General features: G+C 67.9%; 15 protein-coding genes. 11 read left to right on the top strand and 4 right to left on the bottom strand.

The annotated features are described in order from the left end of the window. The first annotated feature begins 34 nt into the window (after window positions 1-34). The gene (locus AC1REM_RS06025) at window positions 35-601 is read left to right on the top strand and encodes a TetR/AcrR family transcriptional regulator (protein WP_492513819.1); all 567 of its coding nucleotides are present in this window, start codon (window positions 35-37) and stop codon (window positions 599-601) included. Here the strand turns inward: AC1REM_RS06025 and AC1REM_RS06020 are convergent. Further along, complete coding sequence (locus AC1REM_RS06020; protein WP_492513818.1) at window positions 589-1,311, bottom strand: FadR/GntR family transcriptional regulator; 723 nt, start codon at window positions 1,309-1,311, stop codon at window positions 589-591. The genes AC1REM_RS06025 and AC1REM_RS06020 overlap by 13 nt on opposite strands. Window positions 1,312-1,442: 131 nt before the next feature. On the opposite strand from AC1REM_RS06020, the gene AC1REM_RS06015 reads away from it, so the two are divergent. The 10 genes from AC1REM_RS06015 to AC1REM_RS05970 all read left to right on the top strand — a co-directional run bounded on the left by AC1REM_RS06015 (window position 1,443) and on the right by AC1REM_RS05970 (window position 12,166). Beyond that, a complete protein-coding gene (locus AC1REM_RS06015) occupies window positions 1,443-3,044 on the top strand; it encodes an ABC transporter substrate-binding protein (protein ID WP_492513817.1) in 1,602 nt (533 codons plus the stop codon). A gap of 64 nt (window positions 3,045-3,108) precedes the next feature. Further along, window positions 3,109-4,065 (top strand): ABC transporter permease, encoded by a 957-nt coding sequence (locus AC1REM_RS06010; protein WP_271171498.1) that lies wholly within the window; start codon window positions 3,109-3,111, stop codon window positions 4,063-4,065. Between the two features lies 1 nt (window position 4,066). Next, complete coding sequence (locus tag AC1REM_RS06005; protein WP_492513816.1) at window positions 4,067-6,121, top strand: dipeptide/oligopeptide/nickel ABC transporter permease/ATP-binding protein; 2,055 nt, start codon at window positions 4,067-4,069, stop codon at window positions 6,119-6,121. Further along, window positions 6,118-6,924 (top strand): ABC transporter ATP-binding protein, encoded by an 807-nt coding sequence (locus AC1REM_RS06000; protein ID WP_492513815.1) that lies wholly within the window; start codon window positions 6,118-6,120, stop codon window positions 6,922-6,924. Before AC1REM_RS06005 ends, AC1REM_RS06000 begins: the two co-directional genes overlap by 4 nt. Window positions 6,925-6,943: 19 nt before the next feature. Beyond that, window positions 6,944-7,891 (top strand): dihydrodipicolinate synthase family protein, encoded by a 948-nt coding sequence (locus AC1REM_RS05995; RefSeq protein WP_492513814.1) that lies wholly within the window; start codon window positions 6,944-6,946, stop codon window positions 7,889-7,891. Then, entirely contained in the window at window positions 7,891-8,850 is a 960-nt protein-coding gene (locus tag AC1REM_RS05990; RefSeq protein ID WP_492513813.1) for an ROK family protein, read from the top strand. Before AC1REM_RS05995 ends, AC1REM_RS05990 begins: the two co-directional genes overlap by 1 nt. Further along, entirely contained in the window at window positions 8,847-9,542 is a 696-nt protein-coding gene (locus tag AC1REM_RS05985) for an N-acetylmannosamine-6-phosphate 2-epimerase (protein WP_492513812.1), read from the top strand. Before AC1REM_RS05990 ends, AC1REM_RS05985 begins: the two co-directional genes overlap by 4 nt. Next, on the top strand, window positions 9,539-10,480 hold the full coding sequence (locus AC1REM_RS05980) for a DUF4862 family protein (protein ID WP_492513811.1): 942 nt from the start codon (window positions 9,539-9,541) through the stop codon (window positions 10,478-10,480). The genes AC1REM_RS05985 and AC1REM_RS05980 overlap by 4 nt, the downstream gene beginning before the upstream one ends. A 73-nt stretch (window positions 10,481-10,553) precedes the next feature. Then, on the top strand, window positions 10,554-11,648 hold the full coding sequence (locus tag AC1REM_RS05975; protein ID WP_492513810.1) for an alpha/beta hydrolase: 1,095 nt from the start codon (window positions 10,554-10,556) through the stop codon (window positions 11,646-11,648). 29 nt (window positions 11,649-11,677) lie between these two features. Continuing rightward, window positions 11,678-12,166, top strand: coding sequence for a DUF1877 family protein (locus AC1REM_RS05970; protein ID WP_492513809.1), 489 nt, complete (start codon window positions 11,678-11,680; stop codon window positions 12,164-12,166). 10 nt (window positions 12,167-12,176) lie between these two features. Here AC1REM_RS05970 and AC1REM_RS05965 read toward each other — a convergent pair whose 3' ends face one another. Genes AC1REM_RS05965 through AC1REM_RS05955 form a run of 3 tightly spaced genes read right to left on the bottom strand, consistent with a single transcriptional unit; the run spans window position 12,177 to window position 13,719 of the window. Continuing rightward, window positions 12,177-12,404, bottom strand: coding sequence for an RNA-binding S4 domain-containing protein (locus AC1REM_RS05965; RefSeq protein WP_204939059.1), 228 nt, complete (start codon window positions 12,402-12,404; stop codon window positions 12,177-12,179). A 44-nt stretch (window positions 12,405-12,448) separates the two neighbouring features. Continuing rightward, window positions 12,449-12,796, bottom strand: coding sequence for a GntR family transcriptional regulator (locus AC1REM_RS05960; protein WP_492513808.1), 348 nt, complete (start codon window positions 12,794-12,796; stop codon window positions 12,449-12,451). Next, window positions 12,793-13,719, bottom strand: a complete 927-nt coding sequence (locus AC1REM_RS05955) for a hypothetical protein (RefSeq protein WP_492513807.1) — start codon at window positions 13,717-13,719, stop codon at window positions 12,793-12,795. Before AC1REM_RS05955 ends, AC1REM_RS05960 begins: the two co-directional genes overlap by 4 nt. Window positions 13,720-13,808: the final 89 nt, after the last annotated feature.

Genomic DNA, 13,808 nt, shown 5'->3' with positions numbered 1-13,808 from the left:
TCAATAGCCATCGATGACGAGCCGGAGCACGACGATGCCCACCCCCGACCGCACCTCACGGAGCGAGATCATCGCCGCCGGCCGCGCCCTCCTCGAGAGCGAAGGCCCGTCGAGGGTCACGATGCGAGCGGTCGCCGACCACGTGGGCGTCCGCGCCCCGTCGCTCTACAAGCGCATCGCCGATCGAGACGCCCTCCTCACCGCGATCGTCGAGGACGTCATCCATGACCTCGAATCGGCACTGAACCCGCACACCGGCGACCTGCGATCACTCGCCGTCGCCTTCCGCGGCTTCGCTCACGCGAACCCCGAGGGCTTTCGCCTGCTGTCCACCCCACTGGCACCGCTTGACGCACTCCAGCGCGCAGCAGAACCGGTGATCAGCAGCTGCGCCGCCAAGGTGGGCGAATCCGAGGCAGCCCTACACGCCGCTCGCATGTTCACCGCCTGGGCCACGGGCTTCCTGTCGATGGAGATCGCGGGCGCCTTCCGACTCGGGGGCGATGTCGACGCCGCCTTCGAGTACGCCCTCGCGCACATCATCGCGGGCATCACGGACAGCGAAACCGCGCAGCCCTGCTCGCGGAGTCAGCCCGCCTGAGCGAGAACCCGCTGCAGCGGCTGGTAGTGCTCGATCACCGCGCGCCGATATGCGTCGATGTCGCCGCTGCGCGCCGCGTCGAGCATGTCACCGTGCGCCTTGGCAGTGAGCTGGATGTCGGCAGGCGGAGCGATGCCGAGCTGCGGGAGGACCGCGGTGTGCACATCCCAGAACGCTCCGACGAGCTGCGTCGCGAGGTGATTGGACGCCTCCGCGAACAGCTTCGTGTGGAAGGCGCGATCCGCCTCGAGGAAGTTCTCACCGCGGCTCGCGTTGTCGACCATCTCGTCGACGAGAGCCGCCAGCTCGTTCAGATCGTCCGCGCTTGCAGCGCTGACGGCGGCGACGACACGATCAGCCATGGCGAGGTCGAGGGCGAGGCGCACCTCGACGACCTCGCGCAGTGCATTGAGGGACCCCTCGGGCGCGAGAACGCCGCGGAAGACGAGCGCCTCCACCATGGGATCCAGAGACATGGCGCCGACGTAGGTGCCGTGGCCGTGTCGCACGTCGACGATGTCCAACGTGGAGAGCGTGCGGATCGCCTCCCGGACGGAGGAACGAGACACCTCGAGGATGTCGCAGAGCTCAGCCTCCGTCGGCAGTGGATCCCCCGGGCGGAGCTCGCGCGTGAGGATCAACTGCTTGATCTGATCCGCCGTCGTGGATCGACGCATGCGGGCCTGACGCCCCGGTCCCGTGGTTCTCACGAAATCTCGCTCCTGTATCGATGTGCTTCGCATGATCATCCCACTCTTGTGAATTCTCGATCCACATGTTTATATTACGTCAGACATCTGATGTCTTCAAGAAGTTCTCCCCACACCCAACTGGAGTACACATGTACCGCAACACATCCCGCCGAGGCGCGGGACGTATCGCGATCGCGCTGGCTGGCACCGTTGCCGCCGCGGTTGCACTTGCCGGCTGTGGCGCACCCGCCGCCGAGAAGCCTGCCGACGGTGGCAGCGCAGCAGCAGAAATCGATAAGGACGCCATCATCGAAGCGGGTATCTCCTACTCGCTGAGCGGCAGCTTCGACCCGATGCTCGCATCGGGCGCCGTCACGCAGGCCGTGAACTGGCACGTCTTCGAGGGTCTGGTCGACCTCGACCCCGTGACCCGCGAGCCCTACGCGGCCCTGGCCGCCGAAATGCCCGAGAAGATCGACGACACCACCTACGAGGTCACCCTCCGTGACGGCGCCGTCTTCCACAACGGCGACCCGGTCACAGCAGAAGACGTCGTCTACAGCTACGAGCGCGTCCTCGACCCGGCGAACAACAGCCTGTTCACGAGCTTCATCGACTTCGTCGACACGGTCACCGCCGTCGACGAAGACACCGTGCGCATCACCACCGACTACCCGTTCTCGCTCGTCAACGAGCGCCTCGGCGTCGTCAAGATCGTCCCCAAGGCCGTCGTCGAGGCAGGAGCTGAGGCCTTCGGCTCGCAGCCGATCGGCACCGGACCGTACAGCCTGGTCTCGGCCGTTCCCGACGACAAGATCGTCTTCGAGCGCTTCGACGACTACACCGGCCCGCGCCCCGCGCTCGCAGCCGGCATGAACTGGAACCTGCTCTCGGACGCCGCAGCTCGCGTCACGGCACTGTCCAGCGGCACGATCCAAGCCATGGAAGACGTGCCCTACATCGACGTCGACGGCCTCGCCGCGACCGCCGACGTCGAGAGCGTGCAGTCCTTCGGCCTGCTGTTCATGATGTTCAACACGAAGATGGCCCCCTTCGACGACGTGCGTGTGCGCCAGGCGCTCTTCTACGCACTCGACATGGAGAAGATCATCGGCACAGGTCTGCTCGGCAACGCCGAGGCCGCCACGTCGTTCCTGCCGAAGTCGCACCCGAACTACAACGAGGCATCGACGGTCTACACCTACGACCCGAAGAAGGCCGAGGCGCTGCTGAAGGAAGCGGGCGTCGACGGCATGGACCTCACGCTCCTCACCACCGACACCGGCTGGGTCCGCGAGGTTGCGCCTCTCATCAAGGAGTCGCTGGATGCTGTCGGCATCAACACCACGCTCGACATCGGCCAGTCCGGTGCGCAGTACACGAAGGTCGACGCCGGTGATTACCAGGTCATGGTCGCCCCCGGTGACCCCTCGGTCTTCGGCAACGACCCCGACGTGCTGATGCGCTGGTGGTACGGCGACAACGTGTGGCCGAACACCCGCTACAACTGGGCAGACAGCGCAGAGTACGCAGAGCTCACCTCCCTGATGGACGCCGCTGTTCGCGAGACCGGCGACGCACAGCAGAAGTCGTGGAACGAGGCATTCGACCTCCTCTCCGACGAGGTTCCGCTGTACCCGCTGTTCCACCGCAAGCTGCCCACCGGCTGGGACGCTGACAGCCTTGTCGGCTTCGCTCCGGTTCCGACCACGGGACTCTCGTTCCTGGACGTCGGAGTAGCCGCCAAGTAGTCCCTGCCGGGGGCGCGGATCCCTGTCCGCGCCCCCGGCTTCCTCCCCAGGAAGGCCCGACCTCGTGTCCAACACGCTCAGCCTCATCGGACGCAGACTCCTGCAGCTGCCTCTGATGATCCTCGGCATCACGTTCCTCGTGTTCGTCGTGATGTCGTTCTCGCCGGTCGACCCGGCGCTCACCGCGCTCGGCGAAGGCGCATCGCTGGAGAGCCGCGAGGCATACCGCGAAGCCCACGGTCTCAACGACCCGCTGCTGGTGCGCTACTTCAGCTTCCTCCTCGGCCTGCTCCAGGGAGATCTCGGAACCTACTCCGCCCGTCAGCTCCCCGTGATCGACGAGGTCGCCCGCGCGTTCCCGATCACCCTCCAGCTCACGTTCCTCGGCCTGATCATCGCCGTGATCGGCGCCGCCATCCTCGGCATCGTGGCCGCCGTCTACCGCGATCGCTGGCCCGACCAGGTCATCCGCATCGTCTCGATCGCGTCGCTGTCGACGCCGTCGTTCTGGCTCGCGATCCTGCTCATCCAGTTGGTGACACTGCAGCTGGGGCTGCTCCCCTCCTCGGGCAAGCTTCCCGAATTCAGCGAAGATCCCGCCGGCTGGCTCGCCCGGATGACCCTGCCCGCTCTCGCCCTCGCCGTCCCGGTGATCGGCCAGCTCTCGCGTGTCGTCCGCACCGCCATGGTCGAGGAACTCGATCGCGACTACGTGCGCACCGCTCTCGGCTTCGGCATCCCCCGCCGCGTCGTCGTCGGCCGCAACGTGCTGCGCAACGCTCTGATCACCCCCGTGACGGTGCTGGGACTGCGCGTCGGCTACCTGCTCGGCGGCGCCGTCGTGATCGAGATCATCTTCGCCCTCCCGGGCATGGGAACGCTGATCCTCAACGGCGTCACCAACAACGAACCCAACCTCGTGCAGGGCGTGACGCTCGCGGTCGCGATGGCCTTCGTGGTCATCAACATCATCGTCGACCTCCTGTACGTCCTCATCAACCCCCGAATCCGGTCGGTGTGACATGCGACGCAAACTGACAGAACGCCTCTCCGTCCCCGGCCTGCGCCTGGGTGGGCTCAGCATCAGCGCGAAGGTCGGCCTCGCCGTCGTCGCGCTGATCGCCCTCGCCGCGATCTTCGCGCCCCTGATCAGCCCCTACGACCCGCTCGCCTCCGGCGCACCCGTGCAGCCGCCGAGCCCCGAGCACTGGTTCGGCACCGACCGCCAGGGACGCGACATCCTGTCCCGCCTGCTGTTCGGCGCCCGCTACTCGCTCGTGATCGGCCTGGGCGCGACCCTCGTCGCACTCGCCGCCGCCGCCGTGCTCGGCACGATCGCAGCGACCGCTCCCAAGTGGATCTCCGAGACCGTGATGCGCGTGCTCGACATCGTGATGTCGTTCCCCGGCATCGCCCTCGCCGCCGTCTTCGTCGCTGTCTTCGGACAGTCCCTGCCGGTGCTCGTGCTCACGATCGCCTTCCTCTACACACCGCAGCTGACCCGCGTGGTGCGCGCGAACATCCTCGACCAGTACGGCGAGGACTACGTCTCCGCCGTCCGGGTGATGGGCGCGTCCACGCCGCGCATCATCATCAAGCACGTCGTGCGCAACTCGATCGCCCCCGTGCTCGTGTTCACGACCGTGCTGGTTGCGGATGCGATCGTCTTCGAGGCGTCGCTGTCGTTCATCCAGGCCGGTGTTCCGGACCCGGAGCCCTCGTGGGGCAACGTGATCGCCGCCGGTCGCAACCTCGTGATGAGCGGGGCCTGGTGGGCGACGTTCTTCCCCGGACTGCTGATCCTGCTCACGGTGCTCGCGCTGAACATCCTGTCGGAGAGCATGACGGACGCGATGGTCTCCCCGCGCGCACGTCGCGTGACCGCGGATGCGGCCAACACGGAGGAGTCCACGCACGACCTCGAGACCGCAATGGCGGGCCCCGACGCGACGAACGTGATCACCACGATCGACACGGGCGTCAACGTCACCGTTCCCGACGGCGTGCGCGACATCCTCGTACCGCAGACCTCGGCGGTTCCGCTCGAAGAGCGCCTCGCCCAGCTCCGCGAGACGGAGCTGCAGCGCACCGACCGGATGGTCTACACGGGCGACGCGGCGCCGCTGCTCGAAGTGCAGAATCTGTCCATCGCGTTCCCGCGCCACGGTGACGTGAACGTCGTCGACCATGTCAGCTTCACGGTGCGCCCCGGCGAGACCATGTCGCTCGTGGGCGAGTCCGGCTGCGGAAAGTCGATCACCTCGCTCGCCATCATGGGTCTGCTCGATGCCAAGGCGAAGGTCACCGGCCGCATCCTCTACGACGGCAAGGATCTGCTCACGATGTCGGCGAGCGAGCGCAACGCGCTGCGCGGCCACGACATCGCGATGATCTACCAGGACGCACTCAGCTCCCTGAACCCGGCCATGCTCATCCGCTCGCAGATGAAGCAGCTCACCTCGCGCGGTGGCACCCGCACCGCTGAGGAGCTGCTGGAACTCGTGGGCCTCGACCCGAAGCGCACGCTCGCGTCGTACCCGCACGAGCTCTCCGGCGGACAGCGCCAGCGCGTGCTGATCGCCATGGCGCTCACCCGCAACCCGCGACTGGTCATCGCCGACGAGCCCACCACGGCGCTCGACGTGACGGTGCAGGCACAGGTCGTCGAGCTGCTCATGCGTCTGCAGCGCGAGCTCGGCTTCGCGATGATCTTCGTCTCGCACGACCTGGCACTCGTCGCCGAGCTCACCCACCGCATCACCGTGATGTACGCGGGGCAGGTCGTCGAGCAGGGCACGACGCGTGAGGTGCTCACCCAGCCGGTGCACGAGTACACGCAGGGCCTGCTGGGCGCTGTGCTGTCGATCGAGGCAGGCTCTGACCGCCTGCACCAGGTCACCGGCGTCGTCCCGTCGCCGCGGGACTTCCCGGAGGGCGACCGCTTCGCGCCGCGCTCCTCGAACCCTGCGCGCTACCGCGGCATCACCCCGGTGCGCCGTCAGATCGAGGGCACTGAACACTATTACTCCGCGCATCCCGACGATGCGCCCGTCGAAGCGATCGGGGCCGGACGATGAGCGATGCAGTCATCGAGCTGAAGGATGTGCACGTCCGCTACAAGACGCGCAACTCGTCCCTGTTCCAGCGCAACTACGTCGACGCGCTCGCCGGTGTCTCCCTCACCGTGAAGCGGGGACAGACCCTCGGCATCGTGGGCGAGTCCGGCTCGGGCAAGTCCACGTCGGCGAAGGTCCTGATCGGGCTTGAACAGCCCACGAGCGGCGAGGTCGTCTTCGACGGCGAATCCGTGCGGTCGTTCACGCCGTCGGTTCGCAAGCGTCTGGGACGCATCCTCTCGGTCGTGTTCCAGGACCCCGCCACGGCGCTCAACGCCCGCATGACGGTGCGCGATGCTCTCATCGACCCGATGCAGGTGCACCACCTCGGCACACCGGCGAGCCGTCAGCGCAAGGTGCGCGACCTCATCGGAATGGTCGGGCTGCCGGCATCCGCTCTGGATGCTCTGCCCGGTCAGCTCTCCGGCGGTCAGCGCCAGCGCGTGGCGATCGCCCGCGCCCTGGTGCTGGATCCGCAGGTGATCATCGCCGATGAGCCCACGTCCGCCCTCGACGTGTCGGTGCGTGCGCAGATCCTCAACCTGCTCACCGACCTCAAAGAGCAGCTGGGCCTCGGCATGGTCTTCATCTCGCACGACATCCAGACGGTGCGCTACCTGTCGGATGAGATCGCCGTCATGAACAAGGGTCGCGTCGTCGAGTTCGGCGACGCAGCCCAGGTCTTCGACAACCCCTCCGACGAGTACACGCGCACCCTGCTGGGTGCCGCGCCCTCGCTGCTTGAACCTCACTCCTCGCTCTAGAGATCACACAGGAAAGAACATGACTGCCACCTCTGCCCCCGTCTTCACCGGGGTTGTCCCTCCCGTCGCCACTCCCCTGCTCCCCAGCGGCGAGATCGACCACGCATCGCTCGAGCGCCTGGTCGACTACCTCGTCACCGCGGGGGTGAAGGGCCTGTTCGCGCTGGGCTCGACGGGCGAGACCGCGTACTTCACCGACGCACAGCGCCTGGAGATCCTCACCACGATCAAGAGCGCATCCGCAGGCCGTGCTCCGATCATCGCCGGTGCGATCGACCTCACCTCGGCACGCACGGCTGCCCTCGCACGCCAGCTCGTCGCCGCGGGCGCAGACGCTGTCGTCACCACGACGCCGCTGTACACGCTGAACTCCGTGGCCGAGCACGCCGCGCACTTCCGCACCATCGCCGCGGCGATCGATGCGCCGCTTTGGGCATACGACATCCCGGTGCGCGTGCACTCCAAGCTGAGCCTCGACCTGCTCATGGAGCTCGCCCTCGACGGTACGATTCACGGTGTGAAGGACTCCTCGGGTGACGACGTGGGCTTCCGCCGCCTCCTCGCCGCAAACGACGCCGCCGGACACCCGCTGCAGCTGCTGACGGGCCACGAGATGGTCGTCGACGCGATGGCGCTCGCAGGCGCCGACGGCGTGGTCCCCGGGCTCGCGAACGTCGAGGCCGAAGGCTACGTGCGTCTGTGGGATGCCGCCGAGCGCGGTGACTGGGAGGCTGCGCGCACCGAGCAGGAGCGCATCAACAGCATCTTCGACATCGTCTTCCAGCCCAAGGGCCTCTCGGGCGACGCCACCGGCGTCGGCGCGTTCAAGGCCGCGATGCACGCACGCGGCATCATCGACCACGCGACGATGGCTGCCGGCGTGCAGTCGCTCGATGCGGCTGCCGTCGAGAAGATCCGCGGCATCCTCGCCGCACACGAGCTGCTTCCTGCGGGAGTCAGCGCCTGATGACTGACGTCGTCCTGGCTGTCGATATCGGCGGCACGAAGACAGCTGCCGCGCTCGCTGGCCGTGACGATGTTCCGCTGTTCACCGCGACCGCGCCGACCCCCGCACTGCAGGGACCGGCGGCGGTCGTGGCGACAGTGATCACCCTTGCAGAACAACTCCTCGCTGATGCCGACGGCGTGCGCCTGCGGGCCGTCGGCATCGGCACGGCAGGGGTCGTGGATGCGGCACGCGGCCGCATCGTCTCCTCGACCGACACCTTCACCGATTGGCCAGGAACACCCCTAGCCGATCTCGTGCGTGCGGGCCTCTCCGCCCATCTGGATGCAGACTCCCCCGTCGCCGTGCAGAACGACGTCGACGCGCATGCGGAGGGCGAGTTCCGTCACGGCGCCGCCTCCGGTGCGCGCAGCGCCCTCATCGTCGCGGTCGGCACGGGCGTCGGCTCCGGGCTCATCCTCGACGGGCGGGCCGTGCGCGGTGCGCACCACGTCGCCGGCGAGATCGCGCACGTCCCCACTCCCGGTGCCGAGCATCTGCGCTGTCCCTGCGGTCGCGTGGGCCACCTGGAGGCGATCGGATCCGGCATCGGCATGCACGCCCACTACCTCGCGATCGGCGGATCCCCCGAGATCCGCGATGCCCGCGGGATTGCCGCCGCTGCGGCATCCGGCGATGCCCTCTCGCTCCGCGCGATGCGGGAATCCGCCGCCGCCGTCGGCCGCGCGGTGGCCGGAGCAGCCACGCTGCTCGATCCCGAGCGCATCGTGATCACCGGCGGCGTGCCGCACATCGGCGACGCCTGGTGGCAGCCGATGGAGCAGGCCTTCCGGGCCGAGGTCATCGACGCTCTGCAGACCATCCCCCTTCTTCCCGGTGCTCTCGGCAACGACGCACCGCTGCGCGGCGCCGCCGCATCCGCCTGGGATGCCGTCGACGCCGGAGAGGCCACCCCATGAGATTCACCCCCTCCGAGATCATCGACCGCCTGCGCGGCGGGCTCACCGTCTCCTGCCAGGCGTACCCCGGCGAAGCGATGCGCGACCCGCGCACCATGGCGCAGGTCGCCCAGGCCGCGATCGTCGGCGGCGCCGCCGCGATCCGCGTGCAGGGCATCGCCGACATCCGCGCCGTGTCGGAGCTCCCCGTGCCGATCATCGGCCTGTGGAAGGACGGCGACTCCGACGTCTTCATCACCCCGACGGCCGAACACGCCCGCGCCGTCGCCGATGCGGGCGCCGACATCATCGCGATCGACGGCACCCGCCGCCCGCGCCCGGATGCCCTGACACTCGCCGAAACCATCGCACAGATCCGCGCGCACAGCGACGCGCTCATCATGGCCGACTGCGGCTCGCTCGACGACGCGATCGCCGCCGAAGCAGCGGGCGCCGACATCCTCGGCACGACGCTCTCGGGCTACACCGGTGAGCGTCCGAAGACGGAAGGCCCCGACCTCGAGCTGATCGCCCAGTTCGCGGCGCAGTGCTCGCGCCCGATCGTCGCAGAAGGCCGTGTGCACAGCCCGGCGCAGGCGGCGGCAGCGCTCGCTGCCGGCGCCGACTCGGTGTGCGTGGGCACGGCGATCACGCACCCGTCGACGATCACCTCCTGGTTCGTCGCCGCCATCGCCGAGGGAGCGAACGCATGAGCACGCCCATCATCCTGAGCTCGTACCCGCTCTCCCCCGCGCACGCGCAGTGGGATCCGGCTCTGGAAGCCGAGCTCCTTCCGGCGCTGTTCGCCCTCCCCGGAGTCACGGGTCTCGAAGTCCCCTGGGTCGACGGACTGCATCCGCACGACGAGGCCTGGTTCCTGGCCCACGTCCCCGCAGGCGCGCAGCTCGCACTGACGGCGATTCCGTGGGTCATGAAGAGCTGCGCCGCAGACGCCTCCTACGGCATCGCCTCCCCTGACGAGACCGGTCGCGCGAAGGCCCTCGCTGATCTGCGTCGCGTGGCCGCCGATGTGGCGCGAGTCCGCGCGGAGAGCGCGGCATCCGTCGCGATCGTGACGCTGCACAGCGCACCCCAGAACGCTGCGGCCTACGGGCAGGACAGCATCGACGCGCTCGCACGCTCCCTCGCCGAGATCGGCAGCTGGGACTGGTCAGGGGCGCAACTGGTCATCGAACACTGCGACGCCTTCGTCGCGGGACACGCCGGCGAGAAGCGCTTCCTCTCGATGGCCGCCGAACTCGAAGCGATCGAGGTGTCGAAGGCTCCCGTCGGGATGTGGATCAACTGGGGCCGCTCCGCGATCGAGCTGCAGGACGCCGACGCCGTGACCGCCCAGATCGCGGATGCCGCCGCGAGTGGCCATCTCGCAGGGGTGGCGTTCTCCGGAGCATCCGCCGTCACCGGGGCCTACGGCCCCGCCTGGCTCGACGCCCATCTGCCGATCGCCGAGACGTTCCCCGAATCGGAGTCTCTGCTCGACGCCGCGCACGTGTCGGCGGCCCTCGCCGCGGCGGGCGATGTGCCGTGGCTCTCCGTCAAGGTGGCGCGACGTCCCGATGACGTCACCGTGGACGCGATCGTGACGACCGCCGAGCGCAACCTCGCGATCGTGCAGGCCGCCGCGCTCTGAGCCATCATCGCCCGGAATACCGGCGCTGGCCTCCGCGACGTCTCTCCTGCCACACTGAGTGCGAGGAGGGACGATGACCAACCCCGCGGAGACCACCCAGCACGACGAGCCCGCCGCTGCGACGACGTCGAAGAACCAGAAGCGGCGCCGCCCATGGCACCGCACCCGCATCACGATCGGCGTGATCCTCGCTGTCGGCGTGATCGTGGCTCTGGTCGGTTCGATCACGTCCTGGCCATCAGCGATGCTCATCCGCGCGGTGTTCACGCAGGGCGGTGAGGCGACGGCGGCCGAGATGAAGCGGCATATCCCCGACACCCCCGTCACGGCGACGCTCGACATCGCCTACGGCTCTGACGGCCTCACCGGCGACGACGACACCACGATGGATGTCTTCACACCCGCCTCCGCCACGGAGCCGCTCCCGACAGTCGTGTGGATCCACGGCGGTGCCTGGATCTCCGGGTCGAAGGAAGACGTCGATCCCTACATGCAGATCCTCGCCGGCGAGGGCTACACGATGATCGCCGTGGACTACACGCGCGGCCCCGAAGGCGTCTATCCCCTCGCCGTCCGCCAGATCAACGAGGCCCTCGCGTACATCGTCGACAACGCCGAGGACCTGGGCGTCGATCCTTCGCAGATCGTGCTCGCCGGAGATTCCGCCGGCGCGCAGCTCGCAAGCCAGGTCGCGACGATCGTCACGAACCCCGACTATGCCGCTCTGATGGACATGACGCCCGCGCTCACGTCATCCCAGCTCGTCGCCACCGTCCTCAACTGCGGCGTCTACGACCTCTCTGCTCTCGCGGCGCTCGACGGCATCCTTGGCTGGGGGCTGAAGACGTCGATGTGGGCGTACAGCGGCACGAAGAACTGGGCGGTGGGCTCCACCGGCGCGATGATGTCGACGATCGACTTCGTGAACGAGGACTTCCCCACGACCTACATCTCCGGCGGAAATGGCGACGGACTCACCTGGCTGCAGTCGATCCCGATGGCCCAGCGCCTGGATGCGCTCGGCGTCGACCTGACGACGCAGTTCTGGCCCGCCGATCACGAGCCTGCGCTGCCGCACGAGTACCAGTTCCATCTGGACATGCCGGATGCGCAGACTGCGTTGCAGAAGACCATCGACTTCCTGAACGCTCACACCACACAGCCATAGAGCCCCGTCGTCTGCGCTAGCTTGTCCCCATGGAACTCGGATTGCACATGCGACTGACGGCGGAACAGGCAGCGGAGGTCCTCGCCTGCGCGGGCGACGACGAGGCTCTGGGGGCGGCGCTGTCGGCCCTGGAAGAGAACGAAGAGGTCTACTCGCGGGCGTGTGAGACCGACAAGGCATGGGATCCGATCCACTGCGCGATCGCACCCGAGGGCGATGAGGCCGCATGGCCCGCCCGTGGAGTGATCGGCGGCGCCCGAAAGCTGCAGGAGGATGACGACGAATCCTGGGTGACGCACCTCGATCCGGCTGAGGTCGCGGAGGTTGCCGAGTACCTCGCGGCGCTCAGCGACGAGGAGTTCTCGCGCGCCTATGCCGTCATGCCGGAAGAGCTTCGCAACCCGGAGTACGGCCCCGATGAAGAGGGGTACGCGCTCGGATGGCTCGCCGGTGTACGCACCTTCTTCGCGGATGCGGCATCAGCGAAGGAGCACGTCGTCTTCTCCGTGGGCTTCTGACCCCGTTCCGTCAGGGGCGTACGCGCGCGGAACGACCTTCGAAGCTGACGATGTCGCCGTCGTGCAGCTGCCGTCCGCGGCGACGATCGGCTTCGCCGTTCACCAGAACGTAGCCGTCGATGATGGCCTCTTTTGCGTCGCCGCCGGAGTCGATCAGTCCTGCGAATTTCAGGAATTGCCCGAGGCGAATGACATCGCCCCCGATGGAGACGTCGTCGATCTGCTCTTCGCTGGCCATTCTTGAATCGTATCGGCGATGCATCCGGATGCTGCGCTGTCGCCTCACCACATCGCGCGCACGATGCGGATGATCTCCTCGAGCTCAAGGCCTTCGGCGCGGCCGGCGGCGCTCAGATTTCGGGCCGCAGCCACGACGCTCGCGGGCGTGGATGCTGCACCGCGGCGCACACGCGTCCCGGCACCGATACGCGTGATCAGCAGGGACTCGGACTCCAGCGCCTTGTACGCTTTCGCGACGGTTCCGGGGGCGACCCCGAGGTCAGCGGCAAGCTGGCGCACGGAAGGCAGACGCTCATCGGCCGCGAGCTGGCCCGTCGTGATAAGCCCGCGAATCTGATCATGGATCTGCTCGGCAGGAGTGCCGCCTGCCGGGGTGACGGTGATGATCATGACGTCACGACCGCGGGCTTGCGCACGCTCGCACGAACCGCCGACAGCAGCACGATGAACCACAGCCCCACTCCCCCACCAAGCGCGAGCATCTCCGCGGCGTAGAGCGGCGCGGAGAGCGCTGCGAACGGCGTGCCGACCTCAATCGGGCCGGCGGGTGAGGAACCGATCCCGACTCTGAGCCCCGCTGTTCCGGCCAGCCCGCCCAGCACGCCCGCAAGATGGCACAGCAGCGCGCCGAGAGCGACGGCCATGATGTTGCGGCTGCGGACTCCGCGACGAGCGATGTCGAGCTCAGGGTCCGAGGCAAGGGGCGGACGCGCGACGACTCCGAGAGCCAGCGCCGTGAAGACAAGCACGCCGGCGATGAGGACGAGACTCGTCGTCGAGTAGTACCAGCCGTAGATCCAGGTGCTGGCGGTCGTGGTGCCGAGCTCGATCTCGAACATGCGCCAGTGTCCCTCCTCGTCAGGGGACGAGGCGAATCCTGCGCTCACTGTGATGATGCCGATCACGGCCAGAACAGACGCACCCGCTATCCACCACCCCCGTGACACGAAGCTGACGATCGTACGACGGGATATACCCGCCGATCCCGTGATCCTGGGGGAAGGCTCCGGCACGGCCAGGAGAAGCAGCATGGGCAGGGCCACAGCAAGCGGGAGGAAGTATCGGCTGTCGATCGCGAACCGAGCCAGTTCGATCGGCAGCGGCCCGATGGGCACTCCGAGAAAGGGAAGCCCGGCCCAGAGCCTGTATGCGAGGAAGGCCACGAGCGGCACACCCGCGGCCACGATGGTGAGAGTACGCACGATCCCCGCCAGCGCGACGTCAGTGCGACCACGAGACACCCACCAGGTGATCCCGATGACTGCCGCCAGGATGACGGCGCCAAAGTACGCGAGAAAGATGAGTCCCACCATTGCCCCTTCGTACCAAGCAACTGACACACTTTGTGTCAGTCAGACGGTACACATCTCGACATGCGACGTCTAGCCTCTCGGTAGAATCG

Source organism: Microbacterium sp. GW823-FHT02G05, from assembly GCF_058797175.1.
Note: the sequence above shows the minus strand (reverse complement) of the source record. Positions and strands in the feature narration are given on the sequence as shown.

What these genes read in the sequence shown, in the direction of transcription:
- AC1REM_RS06025 (WP_492513819.1), top strand. Translation starts at nt 35, where the DNA reads ATGCCCACCCCCGACCGCACCTCACGGAGCGAGATCATCGCCGCCGGC.
- AC1REM_RS06015 (WP_492513817.1), top strand. Translation starts at nt 1,443, where the DNA reads ATGTACCGCAACACATCCCGCCGAGGCGCGGGACGTATCGCGATCGCG.
- AC1REM_RS06005 (WP_492513816.1), top strand. Translation starts at nt 4,067, where the DNA reads ATGCGACGCAAACTGACAGAACGCCTCTCCGTCCCCGGCCTGCGCCTG.
- AC1REM_RS06000 (WP_492513815.1), top strand. Translation starts at nt 6,118, where the DNA reads ATGAGCGATGCAGTCATCGAGCTGAAGGATGTGCACGTCCGCTACAAG.
- AC1REM_RS05995 (WP_492513814.1), top strand. Translation starts at nt 6,944, where the DNA reads ATGACTGCCACCTCTGCCCCCGTCTTCACCGGGGTTGTCCCTCCCGTC.
- AC1REM_RS05990 (WP_492513813.1), top strand. Translation starts at nt 7,891, where the DNA reads ATGACTGACGTCGTCCTGGCTGTCGATATCGGCGGCACGAAGACAGCT.
- AC1REM_RS05985 (WP_492513812.1), top strand. Translation starts at nt 8,847, where the DNA reads ATGAGATTCACCCCCTCCGAGATCATCGACCGCCTGCGCGGCGGGCTC.
- AC1REM_RS05980 (WP_492513811.1), top strand. Translation starts at nt 9,539, where the DNA reads ATGAGCACGCCCATCATCCTGAGCTCGTACCCGCTCTCCCCCGCGCAC.
- AC1REM_RS05975 (WP_492513810.1), top strand. Translation starts at nt 10,554, where the DNA reads ATGACCAACCCCGCGGAGACCACCCAGCACGACGAGCCCGCCGCTGCG.
- AC1REM_RS05970 (WP_492513809.1), top strand. Translation starts at nt 11,678, where the DNA reads ATGGAACTCGGATTGCACATGCGACTGACGGCGGAACAGGCAGCGGAG.
- AC1REM_RS05965 (WP_204939059.1), bottom strand. Translation starts at nt 12,404, where the DNA reads ATGGCCAGCGAAGAGCAGATCGACGACGTCTCCATCGGGGGCGATGTC.
- AC1REM_RS05960 (WP_492513808.1), bottom strand. Translation starts at nt 12,796, where the DNA reads ATGATCATCACCGTCACCCCGGCAGGCGGCACTCCTGCCGAGCAGATC.
- AC1REM_RS05955 (WP_492513807.1), bottom strand. Translation starts at nt 13,719, where the DNA reads ATGGTGGGACTCATCTTTCTCGCGTACTTTGGCGCCGTCATCCTGGCG.